Source organism: Levilactobacillus suantsaii (genome assembly GCF_004115745.1).
GTDB classification, from domain to species: domain Bacteria; phylum Bacillota; class Bacilli; order Lactobacillales; family Lactobacillaceae; genus Levilactobacillus; species Levilactobacillus suantsaii.
Window position 1 is genome coordinate 22617 of the sequence record NZ_QXIL01000003.1, and the last position, 16802, is coordinate 39418.

The 16802-nt window shown below is 52.7% G+C and carries 17 protein-coding genes; 2 read left to right on the forward strand and 15 right to left on the reverse strand.

Features of this window, described 5'->3' with window-relative positions:
* Window positions 1–91 precede the first annotated feature (91 nt).
* Window positions 92–718 (forward strand): glycerol-3-phosphate 1-O-acyltransferase PlsY, encoded by a 627-nt coding sequence (gene plsY, locus DXH47_RS02155; protein WP_225423481.1) that lies wholly within the window; start codon window positions 92–94, stop codon window positions 716–718.
* A 132-nt stretch (window positions 719–850) separates the two neighbouring features.
* Here the strand turns inward: plsY and DXH47_RS02160 are convergent, their stop codons facing one another.
* From DXH47_RS02160 to DXH47_RS02215, 12 genes are all read right to left on the reverse strand, one after another.
* Window positions 851–1726 carry an aldose 1-epimerase family protein gene (locus tag DXH47_RS02160; protein WP_129031441.1) on the reverse strand — a complete coding sequence of 292 codons (876 nt, stop codon included), beginning with the start codon at window positions 1724–1726 and terminating at the stop codon, window positions 851–853.
* A gap of 87 nt (window positions 1727–1813) precedes the next feature.
* Complete coding sequence (gene hslU, locus DXH47_RS02165) at window positions 1814–3232, reverse strand: ATP-dependent protease ATPase subunit HslU (RefSeq protein ID WP_129031442.1); 1419 nt, start codon at window positions 3230–3232, stop codon at window positions 1814–1816.
* Between the two features lie 20 nt (window positions 3233–3252).
* Window positions 3253–3795 carry an HslVU peptidase proteolytic subunit gene (gene hslV, locus DXH47_RS02170; RefSeq protein WP_129031443.1) on the reverse strand — a complete coding sequence of 181 codons (543 nt, stop codon included), beginning with the start codon at window positions 3793–3795 and terminating at the stop codon, window positions 3253–3255.
* A gap of 20 nt (window positions 3796–3815) precedes the next feature.
* Complete coding sequence (gene xerC / locus DXH47_RS02175; RefSeq protein WP_129031444.1) at window positions 3816–4757, reverse strand: tyrosine recombinase XerC; 942 nt, start codon at window positions 4755–4757, stop codon at window positions 3816–3818.
* Between the two features lie 222 nt (window positions 4758–4979).
* Entirely contained in the window at window positions 4980–7091 is a 2112-nt protein-coding gene (gene topA / locus DXH47_RS02180; protein ID WP_129031445.1) for a type I DNA topoisomerase, read from the reverse strand.
* 134 nt (window positions 7092–7225) lie between these two features.
* Complete coding sequence (gene dprA / locus DXH47_RS02185; RefSeq protein WP_129031446.1) at window positions 7226–8119, reverse strand: DNA-processing protein DprA; 894 nt, start codon at window positions 8117–8119, stop codon at window positions 7226–7228.
* A gap of 41 nt (window positions 8120–8160) precedes the next feature.
* The gene (locus DXH47_RS02190) at window positions 8161–8943 is read right to left on the reverse strand and encodes a ribonuclease HII (RefSeq protein ID WP_129031447.1); all 783 of its coding nucleotides are present in this window, start codon (window positions 8941–8943) and stop codon (window positions 8161–8163) included.
* The gene (ylqF, locus tag DXH47_RS02195; RefSeq protein WP_129031448.1) at window positions 8927–9796 is read right to left on the reverse strand and encodes a ribosome biogenesis GTPase YlqF; all 870 of its coding nucleotides are present in this window, start codon (window positions 9794–9796) and stop codon (window positions 8927–8929) included. The genes DXH47_RS02190 and ylqF overlap by 17 nt, the downstream gene beginning before the upstream one ends.
* Before the next feature lie 11 nt (window positions 9797–9807).
* Window positions 9808–10029 (reverse strand): YozE family protein, encoded by a 222-nt coding sequence (locus tag DXH47_RS02200; protein WP_129031449.1) that lies wholly within the window; start codon window positions 10027–10029, stop codon window positions 9808–9810.
* A gap of 20 nt (window positions 10030–10049) precedes the next feature.
* Complete coding sequence (locus DXH47_RS02205; RefSeq protein ID WP_129031450.1) at window positions 10050–10646, reverse strand: YpmS family protein; 597 nt, start codon at window positions 10644–10646, stop codon at window positions 10050–10052.
* Between the two features lie 16 nt (window positions 10647–10662).
* Window positions 10663–11583 (reverse strand): SGNH/GDSL hydrolase family protein, encoded by a 921-nt coding sequence (locus DXH47_RS02210; protein ID WP_129031451.1) that lies wholly within the window; start codon window positions 11581–11583, stop codon window positions 10663–10665.
* Between the two features lie 74 nt (window positions 11584–11657).
* Window positions 11658–12509, reverse strand: a complete 852-nt coding sequence (locus DXH47_RS02215) for a DegV family protein (RefSeq protein ID WP_129031452.1) — start codon at window positions 12507–12509, stop codon at window positions 11658–11660.
* A gap of 137 nt (window positions 12510–12646) precedes the next feature.
* Here DXH47_RS02215 and trhA point away from each other — a divergent pair, with 137 nt between their 5' ends.
* Window positions 12647–13288 (forward strand): PAQR family membrane homeostasis protein TrhA, encoded by a 642-nt coding sequence (trhA, locus tag DXH47_RS02220; RefSeq protein WP_129031453.1) that lies wholly within the window; start codon window positions 12647–12649, stop codon window positions 13286–13288.
* Window positions 13289–13402: 114 nt separating this feature from the next.
* Here the strand turns inward: trhA and DXH47_RS02225 are convergent, their stop codons facing one another.
* From DXH47_RS02225 to DXH47_RS02235, 3 genes are read right to left on the reverse strand one after another with little or no spacing between them, the layout of a single operon-like run.
* Complete coding sequence (locus tag DXH47_RS02225; RefSeq protein ID WP_129031454.1) at window positions 13403–13894, reverse strand: dihydrofolate reductase; 492 nt, start codon at window positions 13892–13894, stop codon at window positions 13403–13405.
* A 13-nt stretch (window positions 13895–13907) separates the two neighbouring features.
* Window positions 13908–14858 carry a thymidylate synthase gene (locus DXH47_RS02230; RefSeq protein WP_129031455.1) on the reverse strand — a complete coding sequence of 317 codons (951 nt, stop codon included), beginning with the start codon at window positions 14856–14858 and terminating at the stop codon, window positions 13908–13910.
* A gap of 19 nt (window positions 14859–14877) precedes the next feature.
* A complete protein-coding gene (locus DXH47_RS02235) occupies window positions 14878–16770 on the reverse strand; it encodes an ABC-F family ATP-binding cassette domain-containing protein (RefSeq protein ID WP_129031456.1) in 1893 nt (630 codons plus the stop codon).
* Window positions 16771–16802 lie beyond the last annotated feature (32 nt).

A 16802-nucleotide genomic window follows, 5' to 3' on the forward strand; every position in this document is an offset into this window, starting at 1 on the left:
GCGTTCTGGGAAAAACATGCTAAAATATAAAACAGCTTTAATTGGTGGTGGGTTTACCCCATCACGGTACTCAAGAGCGGAGGAATGTGTTGTGAAACTCGTTAGCTTACTTATAGTGGCCTATCTGTTGGGGGCAATTCCCAACGGGGTCTGGATTGGTAAAGCTTTCTTTAAAACCGATATTCGTCAGGCTGGTTCCGGTAACATTGGGACCACCAACACGTATCGGGTCTTAGGTCCCTATGCGGGGACGGTCGTCATGGTCTTGGACATTGCCAAGGGCACGGTGGCGACCTTACTGCCGATTTGGGGCCACGTCACGACCGGTTTAGGCCACGCGACCCCGTTACTGTTCGGGTTGTTCGCGGTCCTGGGCCATACCGTCTCGGTCTTCGACCACTTTAAAGGTGGCAAGGCTGTCGCCACGTCTGCGGGGATGCTCCTCGCTTATAACCCGTTGATGTTCGGTATCGCTGCAGGCTTGTGGGTCTGCTTGATCTATTGGACCAGCATGGTGAGTCTGGCCAGCATGATTGCCTTTACGTTGATTACTTTGATTTCGCTATTTTTCCACGATATTTATTTAACGGGCATCGCGCTGATCCTTACCCTCTTCATTTTTTACCGGCATCGCAGTAACATTCGGCGGATCCGACAAGGGACCGAGTCGATGGTCCCCTTCGGCCGGGGGTTTCGGCGCCGGTCTTCGAAAGGCTAGACATCGTCAATGTGACTAACCAGCGGTTCAGTATCCTTTCTGGGATGGCTGGACCGCTTTTTTAGGCGGTCAAAAAGGACTCAGAAAATTTTTCTGGGTCCTTTTTCACGTCGATTTTAGAAATAGGTGACCTTAGAAATAGGTGACCTGGTAGCCCGCGTTGAACTGTGCGTGGGCAGCCAGCTTTTGAATGGCCACCTTACTGGTCAACTCACCGGTCGCGTGCACGTCGTCAGCTAAGCCCCACCAAGGTTCCAAACAAACGAACGGCGCTTGTTTCGGGTACGGCGACCAGATGCCTAGATACGGGGCCGTAGTGGTCAATGCCACACCGTGGTCATCTCGGGGCGTGCCCAACATGACCGTGGTCTCCTGGTCGTTCAACGTGAGCACTTGGGCATCGTGGTCAAATAAGTCGTGACTCAAGCGTAAGGGGTGCGTGAGGTCTAACGGGACTGAATGGGTCGAATCACTGTATGGCCCGACTAACGGGACCCGTTGGTAGACCCGCTTGGGCGCCACCGTGACCTGGTAATCCTCGAACTTGTTGAAGACATCCCCGAATGGCACGTTAAAGCCAGGGTGGGCCCCTAACGAGAACGGCAACGTCTGGTCACTGGGGTTGTCCACCGTAAAGGCAACTTTGAGTTGATGGGCCGTGAGCGTGTACTTGACGGTCAAAGCGAAGTCAAACGGATACTTGGTCTTCGATTGGTCATCACTCGCGTAACGTAAGGTCACCGAACTGGGTGTCCGTGACCAGAGACGAAACTCATTATCCCGAGCAAAACCGTGCTGGGTCAGCTGATAGGTCTGGCCGTTGACTTGGTACTGATTATCCTGCAACCGACCCACGATGGGAAACAAGATAGGCGCATGGCGTGGCCAGTAGACCGGGTTCGCCTGCCACATATACTCCAAGTGACTGGCGTTGTCCTTGACGCTGGTGACTTCGGCGCCCAAAGGATTGATTAAAACCGTTAAATACTCATTGCTGATGGTTAACATTGAGGTCCCTCCAACTATTGTGACGAAATATGTAGACGCCCGGGCACCATGGCCCGGGCGTAAAAAAACAAAATTTTTAGCTGTAACTTACAGAATATAGCGGGACAGGTCCTTGTTTTGAACGATGTCACCGATCTTATCATTGACGTAGTTTTCGGTGATGGTGACGTCACCAGTACCCATCTCTGGGCCTTCGTAGAGCAGGTCTTCGAGGAGTTTTTCCAGCACCGTCTGTAACCGCCGGGCTCCAATATTTTGGTTCTCATGGTTGAGTTCAAAGGCCAGTTCGGCGATGCGCTCAATGGCTTCCATGGTGAAGGTCACCTTAACGTTGTCTGTGCCAATCAACGCGATGTACTGCTTGACCAGCGCGTTGTTAGGTTCGGTCAAAATCTTGACGAAGTCTTCCTTGCTCAGGTCGTTCAATTCCACGCGAATCGGGAATCGGCCTTGCAGTTCAGCAATCAAATCACTCGGTTTCGATTCGGCGAAGGCCCCCGCTGCGATGAACAGGATGTGGTCTGTGTTGATGGCCCCGTACTTGGTCTTGACCTGCGTGCCTTCAACGATTGGTAAGATGTCCCGTTGGACCCCTTCACGGGAAACGTCGCCACTGTTTTGGCTGTTGCCCTTAGTGACCTTGTCGATTTCGTCCAAGAAGATGATCCCGGTGTTTTCTGCACGTTGGATGGCCGCGTGATTGATATCCGCATCGTTGACTAATTTTTCGGATTCTTCAGCGACCAAGATTTCCCGCGCTTCGGCAACCGAGACCGTCCGCTTGATGCGCTTCTTCGGCATGATAGCGCCTAAGGTATCGCTCAAATCGACGCCCATTTGGCCCAACATATTGTTATCGGTCGCGTTGGCCTGTTGGGGGTCATCCATTTCGATTTCGACCTGGTGGTTTTCCAGCAAGCCCTTGTTAAGTTGGTCCGCTAAGGATAAGCGTTCGTTACGGATGTCGTCCGTGACTTCCTCATCGTTTTGGTTGGGCATCGTCGGCGTTTGACCGTTCTGCATCTGGGAGAACATGTTCATCATGTTGGCGAACTCGTTGTTATTGTTTTTGTTCTCCTTTTTCTTAGCCGGGGCTAGCAGCTTAACTAACCGCTTGTTGGCCGCCTGCACGGCATCGGCCCGGACGTTTTTGAACTGGTCCTTTTTTTCCATGGTGACCGCCACTTCGACCAAGTCCCGGACCATGGATTCCACGTCCCGGCCGACGTAGCCGACCTCGGTGAACTTGCTGGCTTCGACCTTGGTAAACGGCGCGTGCACGATCTTAGCCAATCGGCGGGCGATTTCAGTCTTCCCGACCCCGGTCGGTCCAATCATCAGCATGTTTTTCGGTGAAATTTCTTCTTGCATCGCTGGATCGAGTTGCATCCGCCGGTAACGGTTACGCAACGCGATGGCGATGGCCTTTTTCGCCTCGTCTTGCCCGATCACGTATTGGTCGAGCAGACCGACGATTTCTTTTGGTGTTTTATTGATTGCATCCACGGTATTCATTCCTCGCTTTTTTAGAGTGCTTCTGAAATCACGTTTTCGTTAGTGAAGATGTCGATGCCGCCCGCAATGTGGATGGCACTTTCGGCAATCTCCTTAGCCGTCATGTCCGGGGTGTGGTGGTGTAAGGCCGTCGCAGCCGCCAAGGCAAAGTTCCCCCCAGAACCGATAGCCAAAATATCATCGTCGGGGGCGATAACTTCACCAGACCCGGAAACTAAGAGCATTTCGTCCTTATCCATGACGATCAGTAAAGCTTCCAGCTTTTGGAGGGATTGGTCGGAGCGCCATTGCTTAGCCAATTCGACCGCGGCCCGTTGGAGGTTACCGCTGTATTCATTGAGTTGACCCTCGAATTTCTCTTCGAGATTGAAGGCGTCAGCGACACTGCCGGCAAAACCGACAACGACCTTATTGTTATAGATCCGCCGAATCTTGTGGGCGGTTCCCTTCATGATGACTTTTTCTCCCATGGTGACTTGACCGTCACCGGCCATGGCGTTATGACCGTTATGGCGAACGGCACAAATCGTGGTGGCTTCAAATTTTACTGGCATAGTTTTGCCATCTCCTTATCTCATTTAGAACGTGGGTTGGGGGCGTCAGGCGCGTCCTCCGTGGCCCGGGGAAAGAACTTGCGGTAATCGCGTTGCAAGTGTTCGCGGGTCACGTGGGTGTAAATCTGCGTGGTCGACAAACTGCTGTGACCCAACAGTTCCTGCACGGACCGTAAATCGGCGCCCCGGTTCAACAGGTGCGTGGCAAATGTGTGCCGCAACATGTGGGGATGAATGTCGGCCGTTAACGTGCTGCGCTTCATGATTTGGTTGAGCAAATAGGTCACCCCTGCCGGCGTCAACTGTTGCCCACGGTGGTTCACAAACACGAAATCATGGTGCTGTTGATACCGCGCCATCAACGGCGTGCGGGCCTCTTGCAAGTACGTCTTTAGCGCCGTGCTGGCATAGTGGCCAAACGGCACGTAACGTTCCTTGTTGCCCTTCCCCTCAACTAGCAGCATCCGGTTATCGAAATCGACGGCCGTTAGCGTTAAATTCACGCATTCACTGACCCGCATCCCGGTGCCGTACAGCACCTCCAGTAATGCGGTATCCCGTGTGGCAAGCTGAGCATTGGGGTTGGCGGCCGCCGCCGTAAACAGGGCGGTCATTTCGCGTTCATAGAAAAAGTGTGGCAAATGATCCTGCCGTTTTTTCAGCCGAACGTAGGCAAAGGGGTCGTCGCTCACCGTACCGTTACTGAGTAAAAAGTTGTACAGCGACCGTAACGTCGAGAGCTTGCGGGCAATCGTCGTCCGGGCATAGTGGCGGTCATACAAATCGCTCAAGTAGACCTCCACGTCGAGTTGGTCGATCTTGTCCCAGGGCTTTTCGCCCCCGTTAGCCGCCAAAAAATGGCAAAATTCGGTCAGGTCCTCGCGATAGGCCTTGATGGTCTCTGGCGAATACTGCCGCTCCCCCTTCAGGTAAGTCATGAAGCTTTGAATCGCATCGTTCACGGGACATCCCCTCCTGCACTAGTAATGCTAGCAAACGATTTCTAAAAATACAACTAACTCGTTACGCGATTTCCCCCGACTGACGGGCATTGGCGTCGTTAAGACCCCAAAAGGCGACCAGTGCCCGCTCAACGCAGTCCTGGTCGCCTCTAGTGCTCACCATGTGAGCAGAATTTCGATTTGATTGTGGTCCTTAGACGTCAGTTGCCTTCACCACTGCCGCTACTTCTGGGGCGCTTCTTCGTAATCCCCGTTCGGGCACACGATTTGGCTTCCGCCGCGAATCTTCTTCATGACCAGGTAGTGGCCGTCCTTGGGGCAATCCCGACCAACGGGCTTGTCCCATGACACGAAGTCACAGTACGGGTAGCGCGAGCAACCGTAAAAGATGCGGTTTTTCTTCGACTTGCGCTCGATGACTTGGCCCTTGTGGCAGACGGGACAGGTCACGCCGATTTCCTTGACGATTGGCTTCGTATTCCGGCAATCTGGAAAGCGCGAGCATGCATAGAATTTCCCGTAACGGCCCATCTTGATGACCATCGGGGCCCCACAGATGTCACAATCAAAACCAGCTGGTTCGTCTCTGATCTGAATCTTTTCGATGGCAGTTTCAGCGTGAGCGACCTCGGTCGAGAACGGCTTGTAGAAGTCATCGACGACCTTGACCCAGTCTTGGCGGCCGGCTTCGATACCGTCTAACTCATTTTCGAGGTTAGCCGTAAAATCAATGTTGACCACGTCCGGGAAATACTCTTTGATGATGTTGTCGACGATTTCGCCCAGTTCCGTGGGTTCGAACCGCCGACCGACTAACTTCACGTAGTAACGGCGTTGAATCGTGTCCAACGTGGGCGCGTAGGTCGACGGCCGGCCGACACCGTTTTCTTCCAGCGCCTTGATCAGGTTGGCTTCAGAGTAACGGGCTGGCGGCTGGGTAAAGTGTTGGGCCGGGTCGGTCTTGGCCAGCGTCATCTGGTCACCGACTTCGATTTCGGGCAACAAGTTATCTTTTTCCTTACCGTCCTTATAGATCTTCAAGAACCCATCGAACTTCATCTTGGAGCCGTTCGAGCGGAACGTGACCCCGTTTTGCTCGATGGTCACGGCCATGGTGTCCATCACGGCGTTAGTCATTTGACTGGCCACGAACCGCTTCCAAATCAATTGGTATAACCGGAATTGGTCGCGGTTCAACCGGTCCTTCAAACTTGCCGGGGTCCGGTAGACCGAGGTCGGCCGGATGGCTTCGTGGGCGTCTTGAGCGCCTTCGGGCAACTTTCCCTTGATGGGTTTAGTGGCCGCGTATTCGGCGCCGTACTTTTCATGCAGGAACGTGGAAGCTTCGTGCTTCGCGAGACTGGAAATCCGGGTAGAGTCGGTCCGCATATAAGTGATCAGCCCCTGCGTGCCTTCCTTGCCCAGGCTGATCCCTTCGTAGAGCTGTTGCGCGGCCATCATGGTCTTGCGGGTCCGGAAGTTCAACTTCCGGTTGGCATCTTGTTGCATCGAACTAGTCGTAAAGGGTGGTTGTGGCGAGCGCTTCCGTTCTTTGCGGACCACGTTGGTAACGTTAAAGGGTTGACTTGGGTCGAGCTGGCTTAAAATGGCCTGCACGGCGTCGCTATCCTTTAAGGCGTGCTTTTTGCCCTTTAACCCGTAGAAGTTGGCCCCAAATTGGGACCGGCCTTTCTTAAAGTCCCCATCGATGGTCCAGTACTCTTCGGGATTGAAGGCCTTGATTTCATTTTCACGTTGGATGATCAGCGCTAAGGCAATCGATTGGACCCGACCGGCACTAAGCCCCTTCTTGACCTTTTTCCATAACAAAGGTGAAATCGAATATCCCACGAGCCGGTCAAGAATCCGCCGCGCCTGTTGGGCGTTGACCAGATCCATATCGATGGTCCGTGGCGTCTTGAAGGCTTCTTTGACGGCATCCTTGGTGATTTCGTTAAAGGTCACCCGGTTTTTATCGGTCACGTCTAAATTCAAGATGTGGGCCAGATGCCAGGCGATCGATTCCCCTTCACGGTCGGGGTCAGAGGCCAAATAAACCGCTTTAGCTTTTTTCGCTTCGGCACGGAGGCCCTTGATGACATCCCCCTTCCCCCGAATGGAGATGTAGTGGGGATCGTAGTCGTGATCAAAATCGATGCCCATGGAACTCTTAGGCAAATCCCGTACGTGACCAAGACTGGGCATAACCTTATAAGTGCGGCCTAAATACTTCTCAATGGTCTTCGCTTTAGCCGGTGATTCCACAATCACTAATTTTTTTGGTGTTTTTTTCCGTTTCCGGGTGCTGGTTTTAGTTTTCGCCGTAGTTGGCAATACGCATTACTCCCTCAATAAATCGGGCCAGACCCTAACGATATCGGGGCTGGCTGGCTCGATTTTTTTATTTATCCAGCGAGTAGTTGACTCGCGAATCTTTTCACTCTTAATCCAACACATAATATTTCAAGTCAGGCCCGCTTGTCAACTAAAAGTTCTTCCATTATATGTTCCGAATTAAGGATTGGCTTAGCTCCCGCGAGGATTAATTCGTTGGTCCCGACCGAATTCGACCCGTCGATATTTCCGGGGATGGCCAGAACATTGCGGTTCTCCTGCAGGGCAAAATTAGCGGTGATCAAGCTCCCCGAATGGTGGGCCGCTTCCACCACCAAAACGCTTTGACACAGCCCGGCGATGATGCGGTTGCGCTCCACAAAGTGGTACTTGGCCGGGCCCGCCGTGAAGGGATACTCCGATAGGACCAACTGGGTCGTTGCCAGCTCCGCCATCAGGCCACGATTGGCTGCCGGGTAAACGCGGCCCAGCCCGGTTCCCACTACCGCAATCGTTGGCCCACCGTGGGCTAAAGCCACCTGGTGGCTCAACGTGTCAACGCCTTGAGCCAGTCCCGAAACGAGGCACACCCCCTGCCGACTAACGACCGGTAACACGGCTCGCATTGCCCGAAAGGCATACGGTGTGAGGTGCCGTGTCCCGACGACGGCGAGCTGAGGGGCCAGCAGATTTTCTAAGTGTCCCTGAAAATACAATACAATCGGGGGCTCGTAGGTTTCCTTCAAAGCGACCGGGTAAGCAACGTCTGCTAAGGTCAAGGCCTGACAGTTGACCAAGTTGGCGGCGACGCGTTGGCCAAGGTCAGCGCTAAATAATTGTTCCGTTAATAAACCCGTTTGTTTGGCCGGTAACTTTACGGTGGCCAATAAAGTTGCCAGGCTAGTTGGTGTGATGACCGTTTCTGCGGGTCGTGCGTGTAGCCAGCGCCAACAAGCAAGTGCACTGCGGCGACCCACACCGGGGAGTAAACTTAAGCGCAGTAAAAAATCACGGGGTGTCAGGGGCATATTGCCCACCTCCTAAAAGTCTTTAGGACTAACCTCCGTGATTAATCGGTGATTCTTTGGCGTACCGGGGAAAAACTCCGACGATGAATCGGGGTGACCCCTAGTTTATCTAGGCCCGCCAGATGTTCCGCAGTCCCGTAGCCGGCGTTCTTGGCAAAGCCGTAGCCGGGGTAGATACGGTCGTAGCTCACCATCAAATGGTCCCGGTAGACCTTGGCCACGATACTAGCGGCGGCAACACTGGCACTCTTGGCATCCCCCTTGATCAAGCGCGTCTGGGGCAACGCTACCGGAATTTGCATGGCGTCGACAATCAAATGGTCCGGCGCCAGCCCTAGGCCTAACACCGCACGTTGCATGGCGAGACGGGTGGCCTGATAGATGTTGAGCTGGTCGATGGTCGCACTGCTGGCGGCCCCGATACTAACGGCTTGGGCGCGTTCCAAGATGATGGGATATAAGCGTTCCCGTTCCTGCGGCGTCAATTGTTTGGAATCATTGACCAATGGGACATCAAAATCTGGTGGTAAAATGACCGCACTGGTCACGACCGGACCGGCTAGTGGGCCGCGACCGACCTCATCGATGCCCGCGACCACTAGATTTCGTTCCCAAAACCGCCGCTCGTAGTGCAAGCGCTCCTGAAAGGCGGCTTCGGCGGCCGCTTGTCGCGCTAACCGCCGCTGGATAGTCGCCACTAATTGTTGGGCACCCTTACGTGGATCAGCCTGCAAGGCGATTAACTGCGGGTCTTGCGGGTCGCTGACCGTCCGTAAATTTTCTCGCAAGGTCGCTAAACTGGGCCGTTTAGGCGTCTGGGTCATCGGCAGTCTCTTCTTTCGGCGCCCGGTCCAGGGTGAATCCGCCGAGTTTTCGGTGGCGGGCATCGAGGATCAACCGTTCACTGGCTCGTTCGTAATCGTCGCGCATCCCTAGATTGGCGGTAATCTTTAATAGCAGGTCGACATCACTGAGCTCAAGGTCCGCGGCATTCAACCGGTAACGTTGTTGCAAAGCCGCAACGTGATACTGGCGGAAAAAGCCTAAGGCAAACAAGGCCACGTCGTCTTTGGCGTAGAGCTTTTCTTTGATGGCGCCGGTCAACGCCAGTTTTTGGGCCATCTCTTGGTCCTTGAACTTGGGCCACAGGATTCCTGGGGTGTCGAGCAATTCCAGGTGCTGACTAGACCGTAACCACTGCTGGCCCTTGGTCACGCCGGGGGTATCGCCGACCTGGGCGGCCTTATGCCGAACCAGGTGGTTCAGGAGCGTAGATTTACCCACGTTGGGCACCCCCACGGTCATGGCCCGAATGGCACGGGGCTTGAGACCCTTATCTTTTTCGGCGGCTAATTTGTCGGCCAAGAGGTTCAAGGCTAGTTTGGTGATCTGTTTGGGCGTCACGTTGGCCCGCGAATCGATGGCGATAGCCGGTTGGTGTTGCGCACGGTAGTAAGCTAACCACGCGGCGGTCTGCTGCGGGTCGGCTAGGTCCTTTTTGGTGAGGATAATCAAATGGGGCTTGTGAGCGCTAATACGGGCAACTTCGGGATTGCGTGAAGCCGCCGGGATCCGGGCGTCCACTAGTTCGAACACGATATCGACTAGGTGGATGTTTTCTTCCATTTGCCGAATCGCTTTGGCCATATGGCCGGGAAACCATTGAATGGTACTCATACTATTACTCCTTATGCGAGTGAATCTTGGTAGAGCCGCCAGGCATCATCGAAGATGGTCATGGACGGCAGGTACCCCGCATTTTCTTCTAAATATTTGGATAACGCATCAAAATCCGTGGCTTGTTTGGGAAACGCACTGTCATAAAAGGCGTTGTTAGCAAACGTCGCCACCGGGTCATAACTTTCTGGATTGCGCTGCGTCATTAAGAACTGATAAAATGTTTTGCGCATGAGGCGCCTCCTTTGCTGAATTACTGGGGAATCCGGGCTTGGAAGACGAACTTCCCGTTGCCGGAGAGATCGATTTTTTTCGCCGCATACGACAATTTCTTGCCGTTGCCGATGGCGTTCAAGTGCAAGGTCACCGTCTTGTTGGCACTGTCCATGGCCACCCACTTGGGTAACGGATAGGTCTTGGCGACATAGTTCATCACGAAACTGACGGGCACCGGTAACGACCCAATCGACAGTTTTTGAGCGGTCAAGCGCACGTTACCGGACGGCAAAACCTTGGGCTTGAAGAGTAACGCAAAGTTCACGTGGGCGCCTAAGACCTTGGTGGAGCCGGTCAAAAGAGCGTGGTCGGTGACCTGAAAGCGGTACTTCATCGATTGGCCCGATAGCGACTTATCGACGTAGTAATCAGCTAAGGCGTTGACCTGTTTCTTGTTTAAGGTCACGTTCACGTTGGTGGTGGCCCCCTTAGTTGGCTGGGCGGTTGAGGCGACCTTTACGGGCCGCAAGACCTGAATTCCCACCACGATTAAGCCTAAAACGAGTAGCGTGACTAAAGTTAGGCAACTGATTTTCCACCAGTTACGCGACCGCGTGGCCTGATGTTCTGGCATTGTTGATTAAACCTCCTTATTTCTCTAACCACTGTGGGTGCGCCTGCATTTTAGCAAATAACTTGCGGGTCATCAAACGGTACCCTTTGGCATTTGGGTGGAAATGGTCCGCCGTAGACAGGTAGTAGTTGAGCTCGTCATGGGTGTTACTGGCGAGAATCTGCTTTTGAAAGTTCTGTGCCGATAGCTTGCCATTGTTAGATTCCTGCGCGGCACGTTTAAGCTTAGCTTGCTGCGTGATTGACTTATACTGACCCACTGATAATGCTCGGTTGATATCGACCACGTACAGCGCCTTTTGGTGCCGGACCGTGGCCTTAGTGGTGGCATTCCAATCATCGACCGCGTTGGTGATCTGCGGTAGATTAGCGAAGTACACGTAGATTGGATTGTAAATGGTGTAGAGATAAATTGGGGCATGTGGGTTGTATTTTCGAATTGCAGCTAGCAAATGGGTCAGCTTCTTGGTATAAGCGTGTTCAGCCCGGGTCAGTTGGCTGGTCAACTTAGACTGTTGGCTAATGGTCACGTTTTGCGTCAACGTTTGTAGCAAGTCGTTACCCCCAACTGTGAGTGTAATGGCTTGCGCCCGCTTAACTTGATGTTGCATAGGCTGACTGGTGACCAAGCGCTTTTCGATTTGGTCACTGCGGTCGCCCGCGACCCCGTAATTATGCATCGTTACTTTGACGTGTTCGGTCCGGCGAATCTTCGTGGCCAACCGGCCGGGGTAGCCCCCCTTTTGTTGCTGGTCACCGACACCGGCCGTGAGCGAATCACCGAGGGCTACGATGCGCACGTGGGTCCGTTGATTGCTCTGCTTTTCGGTTTGTAACGTGCGGGTGCCCGGGTGCCAATAAGTTAAGGCAGCCACCACCACTAAAATGATGAAGAGTACACTCCCCAGTAGGCGACCGAGATGTTTAACCTGTTTCACGGCACGTCCACCTCCTCCTTGATAAAGAAAAAGCGGTGACCAGGCCACCCCTTTTTCTTTGGTTGTTTAACGTGTTATTTAGTTGGATCCGTGTAGTACATCAAGGCAAAAGCCCCAAGCCCCCCGTGGGTGGCGATAATCGGCACCGTTTCGCGGACTAAGATATCCTTGCCCGGTAGAAAGGCGTGGATGTGGTCCTGGACGCTTTGGACACTGTCGTAAGCTTCGACCTGTGAAATACCAATGGATTGAATTCCTGGTGTCTGTTCCATCAAGTCGTAGACCTTATCGAAGTACTTGTCGATGGTCTTCATCCCCCGGCCCTTGGCCCGGATCTTGAGCTGACCGCCGGTGACTTCCAGCACGATCTTGATGTTGAGCAGTGACGTCAATAAACCAGCCGCTCGACCGAGCCGGCCACCCTTTAAAATGTTATCGAGCGTCACGATCCCCATAAACAAATGCGTCCGGTCACGGACTGCCGCCGCGCGGGCGATGATAGTCTCTTTATCCGCCCCGTCCGCGGCTAATTTAGCCGCTTCGATGACCTGAAAGGCCAACGCTTGGTCGGTAAACTGACTGTCGACTACGCTGACCGTAGCCTTGGACAACTTCGCGGCTTGTTCGGCCGCGTGAATGGTCCCACTGATTGCTTCAAGCATGGTGAAGCAAATAATTTCACTACCATCGGCACCTAATTTGTCAAAAGTCTCGACGAATGACCCAATCGAAGGTTGACTCGTTTTCGGCAACGTCTTCGACAATTTCATCTGGTCGATGAACTCTTTATTCGTGATCGATTCACGTTCTACGTAGATAGTATCATCGATCATAACGGTTAACGGTACGATGGTAATGTGATAATCTTGGATTTGTTGGTCGGTCAAGCCCGCCGACGAATCCGTCACAATTTTGATGTTAGCCATGGGAATCCCACTCTTTCTGACCAAAAATTTGGTTTATGATACAATATTCGTAATGGAACATACGGTAACAGTATAGCAGACTCACCGGCTTTTTTCAGCTGTTGCCGTAAATCTCACCTAAATTAGGAGGATGTCGTTTGGAACCAACACGCAGTCGGAGTTATCGCATCGTGAGTGAGGTCTTAAACGCGGCCACTCACGGGATTGGCGCGGGACTGAGCATTGCCAGTCTGGTCGTTTTATTGCTACAGGCCAAGGCTGAGGGGGGAAGTCTACGCATGACCACCTTTGCCATCTATGGGTCGATCTTAGTCCTGTTCTACCTGGCGTCAACCTTGTTTCATAGCCTAGTCTTCACCAAGGCTAAGCACGTGTTTCAAATTTTTGACCACTGTGCCATCTACTTATTGATTGCCGGGACCTACACCCCGTACACGCTATTAGTTATCGGTGGTGGTCTGGGCTGGACCATGTTTGGGATTATCTGGGCCATGGCCGTCTTGGGAATTATCTACAAAGCCATTTGGTTAGGTCAACACCAAGTTCTCTCAACCGTCATTTACGTGGTCATGGGCTGGATGTGCTTACTAGGCATCAATCCCCTTTACCACGGCTTAGGCCCTATTGGCTTTACCATGCTCTTTGGTGGTGGCGTGGCCTTTACCGTCGGCGCCATTCTGTACAGCTTCAAACGGATTCCCTTTGGTCACGTCATTTGGCACCTGTTCGTGATGCTAGGCACCGCGCTGATGTACTTTTCTATTTTATTTTACGCGTAACCCCGGGTCGGTGAACTTTCCGTGGGTCAACGTGTCGGCTCAATCTAGTCTTCAAAACTAGCTAACATCATAATAAAGCAGGCCTAATCTTAACCTAAATTTAATTTCTGCCTTTTAGCGCCGTTCAAAGCGCTCGAATTCGAAGTCATACGGGTTGGTGGCATCCCGTTGACCAACCCGCTCACCAATCTTGATGAATTGGTCATAGTTAATGGTGGGCATCCAGGTATCTCCCGGAAAATCGGCGTGAATCGTGGTCCGGTATAACCGGTCGACATCGTTGAGCAGACCCGAAAATAATTGGGCACCCCCCACAACGTACAGTTGGTCTGTTGAGTGTGCCTGAGCATATTGGCGCACGGCATCTAGCGAGTTCAAGACCGTGACCCCCGTGGGGAAAGCACTTGCATCGCGGTGGCTAACCACCACGTTGGTCCGGTGCGGTAACGGCCGGCCAAACGACGCGAAGGTCTTGGCGCCCGCGATGACGGTATGACCCGTGGTCGTGGTCTTGAAGTAGTGCATGTCGGCTGGCAAGTGCCAGGGCAATTGTCCCTGATAGCCAATCACGCCGCCATTACTTTCGGCCCAGAGAAAAATTAACATACGCGTCCCTCCCTTAGACGGCAACCGGCGCTTTAATCGCCGGGGCTGGGTCGTAATCGGTCACCTTGATGTCGGTCATGTCGTAATCGAAGATGCTGGACTTATCGGGGTTCAACCAAAGTTTAGGTGCGGCCTTAGGCGTCCGTGTCAATTGAGTCTTGACCTGTTCCAAGTGGTTCTTGTAGATGTGGGCATCGCCTAAAGTGTGTACAAAGTCTCCCGGTTCCAAACCGACTTCTTTGGCAATCAAGTTGGTTAATAAGGCGTAACTGGCGATATTGAAGGGTACCCCCAAGAAAATATCACCGCTGCGCTGGTAAAGCTGGCAACTCAAGCGGCCATCATTGACGTAGAACTGGAACAACGTGTGGCACGGTGGTAATGCCATAGATGGCACGTCGGCCGGATTCCAGGCTGAGACAATCATCCGCCGTGAATCCGGGTGAGTCCGTAACGTTTGAATCACATTGGCTAACTGGTCGATGGTCTGACCGTTATGGCCCTCCCACGCGCGCCATTGCCGACCATAAACGAGGCCTAAGTCGCCATATTGATCACCAAATGCTTGGTCGTTTAAGATGCGGTCGCAAAAGGCCTTTTTTTCGGCTTGGTACTGCCGGTTGAAGTCGGCATCAACGAGCGAACGGCGGCCAAAGTCGTGCATATCAGGGCCGTGATAATCGGCACTTTCGACGTAACGTTGAAAGGCCCATTCGTCCCAGATGTGGTTATGGTGTTGCAACAGAAAGCGAATGTTGGTCTCGCCGCGCAAGAACCACAGTAGTTCTGACTTGATCAGGCCAAACGGGACTTTTTTGGTGGTCAGCAACGGGAACCCTTCCTGTAAATTGAACCGCATCTGGTAGCCAAATAGACTGATGGTCCCGGTACCGGTCCGGTCGGTCTTCTCGTGGCCCTGTGTTAATACGGTTCGTTCCAAATTCAAATAAGCGTCTTCTAGCATAGTTCTGGTGTGTCCCCCTCTAATCTTCGGCATACTCGCTGAGATATTCCCAGCGGGCTACTTTTTCGTCGAGCTGTTTGTCTAGGTCGTCAAGCTGCTGCTGCAGGTCAGCTAACTTATCATAATCATCACCGTTGGCGTTCATGTCCTTTTGCACGGCGGCCTTCTTGGCTTCGAGCCCGTCAATCACGTCTTCGATGCCTTCCCATTCTTTCTGTTCGGCGTAGGTCAGCTTGACCTTTTTCTTGGGCTGGTTAGGTTCCGGATCCGCGTTCTTCGGTTTCTCGTGCGTTGGCTTCGGCTTAGTGGTCGTCTGTTGTTGCGCGGCCAAGTAATCACTGAATTGACCGGAGTAGCGCTCGATTTGACCGTTACCGTCAAAAATCAATAAGCGGTCGGCAACCTTATCCAAAAAGTAACGGTCATGGGAAACCGTTATGACGGTCCCGGCAAACTGCGCAATGTAGTCTTCCAGTACGGTCAAGGTACTAATATCCAAGTCGTTGGTCGGTTCGTCGAGCAAGAGGACGTTCGGCTGTTCCATCAAAAGCTTGAGCAGATATAACCGCCGTTTCTCCCCACCGGACAATTTTCGAATCAACGTCCCGTGCATGAACCGGGGGAATAAGAATTGTTCTAGCAATTCGGTGACGCTGACGGAGTTCCCCTGTTTATCGGTCACGTGCTGGCCAACTTCGGATAAGTAGTTGATCATCCGCTTATCTTCGGGAATTGGCTCGATTTGCTGGGTGTAGTAAGCCATTTTGACCGTTTCCCCCACGTCAATGATGCCCGAATCGAGCGGCAACTTGCCCGCAATCACATTGAGCAGGCTCGACTTACCGGCCCCGTTCTCACCACTGATTCCAATGCGTTCGCCTCCCTGAATCAGGTCGCTAAACCCATTCAAAATCAGGTGGCCTCCCAGGGTCAACTTAGCATCCTTAAGCTCGATGACTTTTTTCCCCAAGCGTTGTTGGCCCAAGGAAATAGAAACGTGCTGTTGCACTTGCCGGGTACCTTGCTGATTTGCTAACTCATGGAACCGATTGATCCGGGCATTTTGTTTGGTTGATCGGGCCTTGGCTCCAGCCTTCATCCAGGCTAATTCCTGTTGATAAAGACGCTTGGATTTCTGTTCAGCCTCGGCCTCCTGGCTGACCCGTTCGGCCTTTTCCTGAACATATGCCTGGTAGTTACTGGGATACTGGTAAAGTTTCCCAAAGTCAAGCTCCCAGATTTGATTGGCAATTTGGTCCAGGAAGTACCGGTCATGGGTCACGACTAGTAGCGCGCCCTTATACGATGTCAGGTACTGTTGTAACCAGGCGATGGAATCGAAGTCCAAGTGGTTAGTCGGTTCATCCAGCAACAAGAGATCAGGTGACTGAATCAACACTTGAGCCAATCCGACCCGCTTGACCTGCCCCCCCGACAGTGTCTTGATGGGTTGCGACAAATCTGTGATTTTCAGTTGTGTGAGGATGGTTTTAACGTCGCTTTCGGCGGTCCAAGCGTCCTCTTCATTCATTTTAGCTTCGGCATCTAAGTACCGTTTCTGCGCCTTGGCATCTTCAGGGTGTTGCCCGTAGGCCTCGAGAGCCGCTTCGTAGCGCCGAATCGTCACAAAGACGGATTGGTCCCCGGAAAAGACCGCATCCATCACAGTTAAATTGGCATCCAGGGCGGGTTTCTGGGTCAAATAACCAATCGTATAGTCCTTAGGAGTACTAATGGTCCCTGTCTGGTCGTTATTGACACCGGACAAGGTGTTGAGTAGCGAGGTCTTCCCGCTTCCGTTAACCCCAATCAACCCAATGCGGTCGTGTTCGTTAATAATAAAGTTCAAATTATCAAAAAGCGTTTTTTCACCATAAGTTCGGTGTAGGTTTTCCGCGCGCAAAGTTTGCATAAGTTTTCGTCACTACCCTCTTTAGTTCAAAA

What these genes read in the sequence shown, in the direction of transcription:
- DXH47_RS02215 (WP_129031452.1), bottom strand. Translation starts at nt 12,509, where the DNA reads ATGGCTAACATCAAAATTGTGACGGATTCGTCGGCGGGCTTGACCGAC.
- DXH47_RS02235 (WP_129031456.1), bottom strand. Translation starts at nt 16,770, where the DNA reads ATGCAAACTTTGCGCGCGGAAAACCTACACCGAACTTATGGTGAAAAA.
- dprA (WP_129031446.1), bottom strand. Translation starts at nt 8,119, where the DNA reads ATGCCCCTGACACCCCGTGATTTTTTACTGCGCTTAAGTTTACTCCCC.
- DXH47_RS02225 (WP_129031454.1), bottom strand. Translation starts at nt 13,894, where the DNA reads ATGTTAATTTTTCTCTGGGCCGAAAGTAATGGCGGCGTGATTGGCTAT.
- hslV (WP_129031443.1), bottom strand. Translation starts at nt 3,795, where the DNA reads ATGCCAGTAAAATTTGAAGCCACCACGATTTGTGCCGTTCGCCATAAC.
- ylqF (WP_129031448.1), bottom strand. Translation starts at nt 9,796, where the DNA reads ATGAGTACCATTCAATGGTTTCCCGGCCATATGGCCAAAGCGATTCGG.
- DXH47_RS02205 (WP_129031450.1), bottom strand. Translation starts at nt 10,646, where the DNA reads ATGCCAGAACATCAGGCCACGCGGTCGCGTAACTGGTGGAAAATCAGT.
- DXH47_RS02230 (WP_129031455.1), bottom strand. Translation starts at nt 14,858, where the DNA reads ATGCTAGAAGACGCTTATTTGAATTTGGAACGAACCGTATTAACACAG.
- DXH47_RS02200 (WP_129031449.1), bottom strand. Translation starts at nt 10,029, where the DNA reads ATGCGCAAAACATTTTATCAGTTCTTAATGACGCAGCGCAATCCAGAA.
- DXH47_RS02190 (WP_129031447.1), bottom strand. Translation starts at nt 8,943, where the DNA reads ATGACCCAGACGCCTAAACGGCCCAGTTTAGCGACCTTGCGAGAAAAT.
- DXH47_RS02160 (WP_129031441.1), bottom strand. Translation starts at nt 1,726, where the DNA reads ATGTTAACCATCAGCAATGAGTATTTAACGGTTTTAATCAATCCTTTG.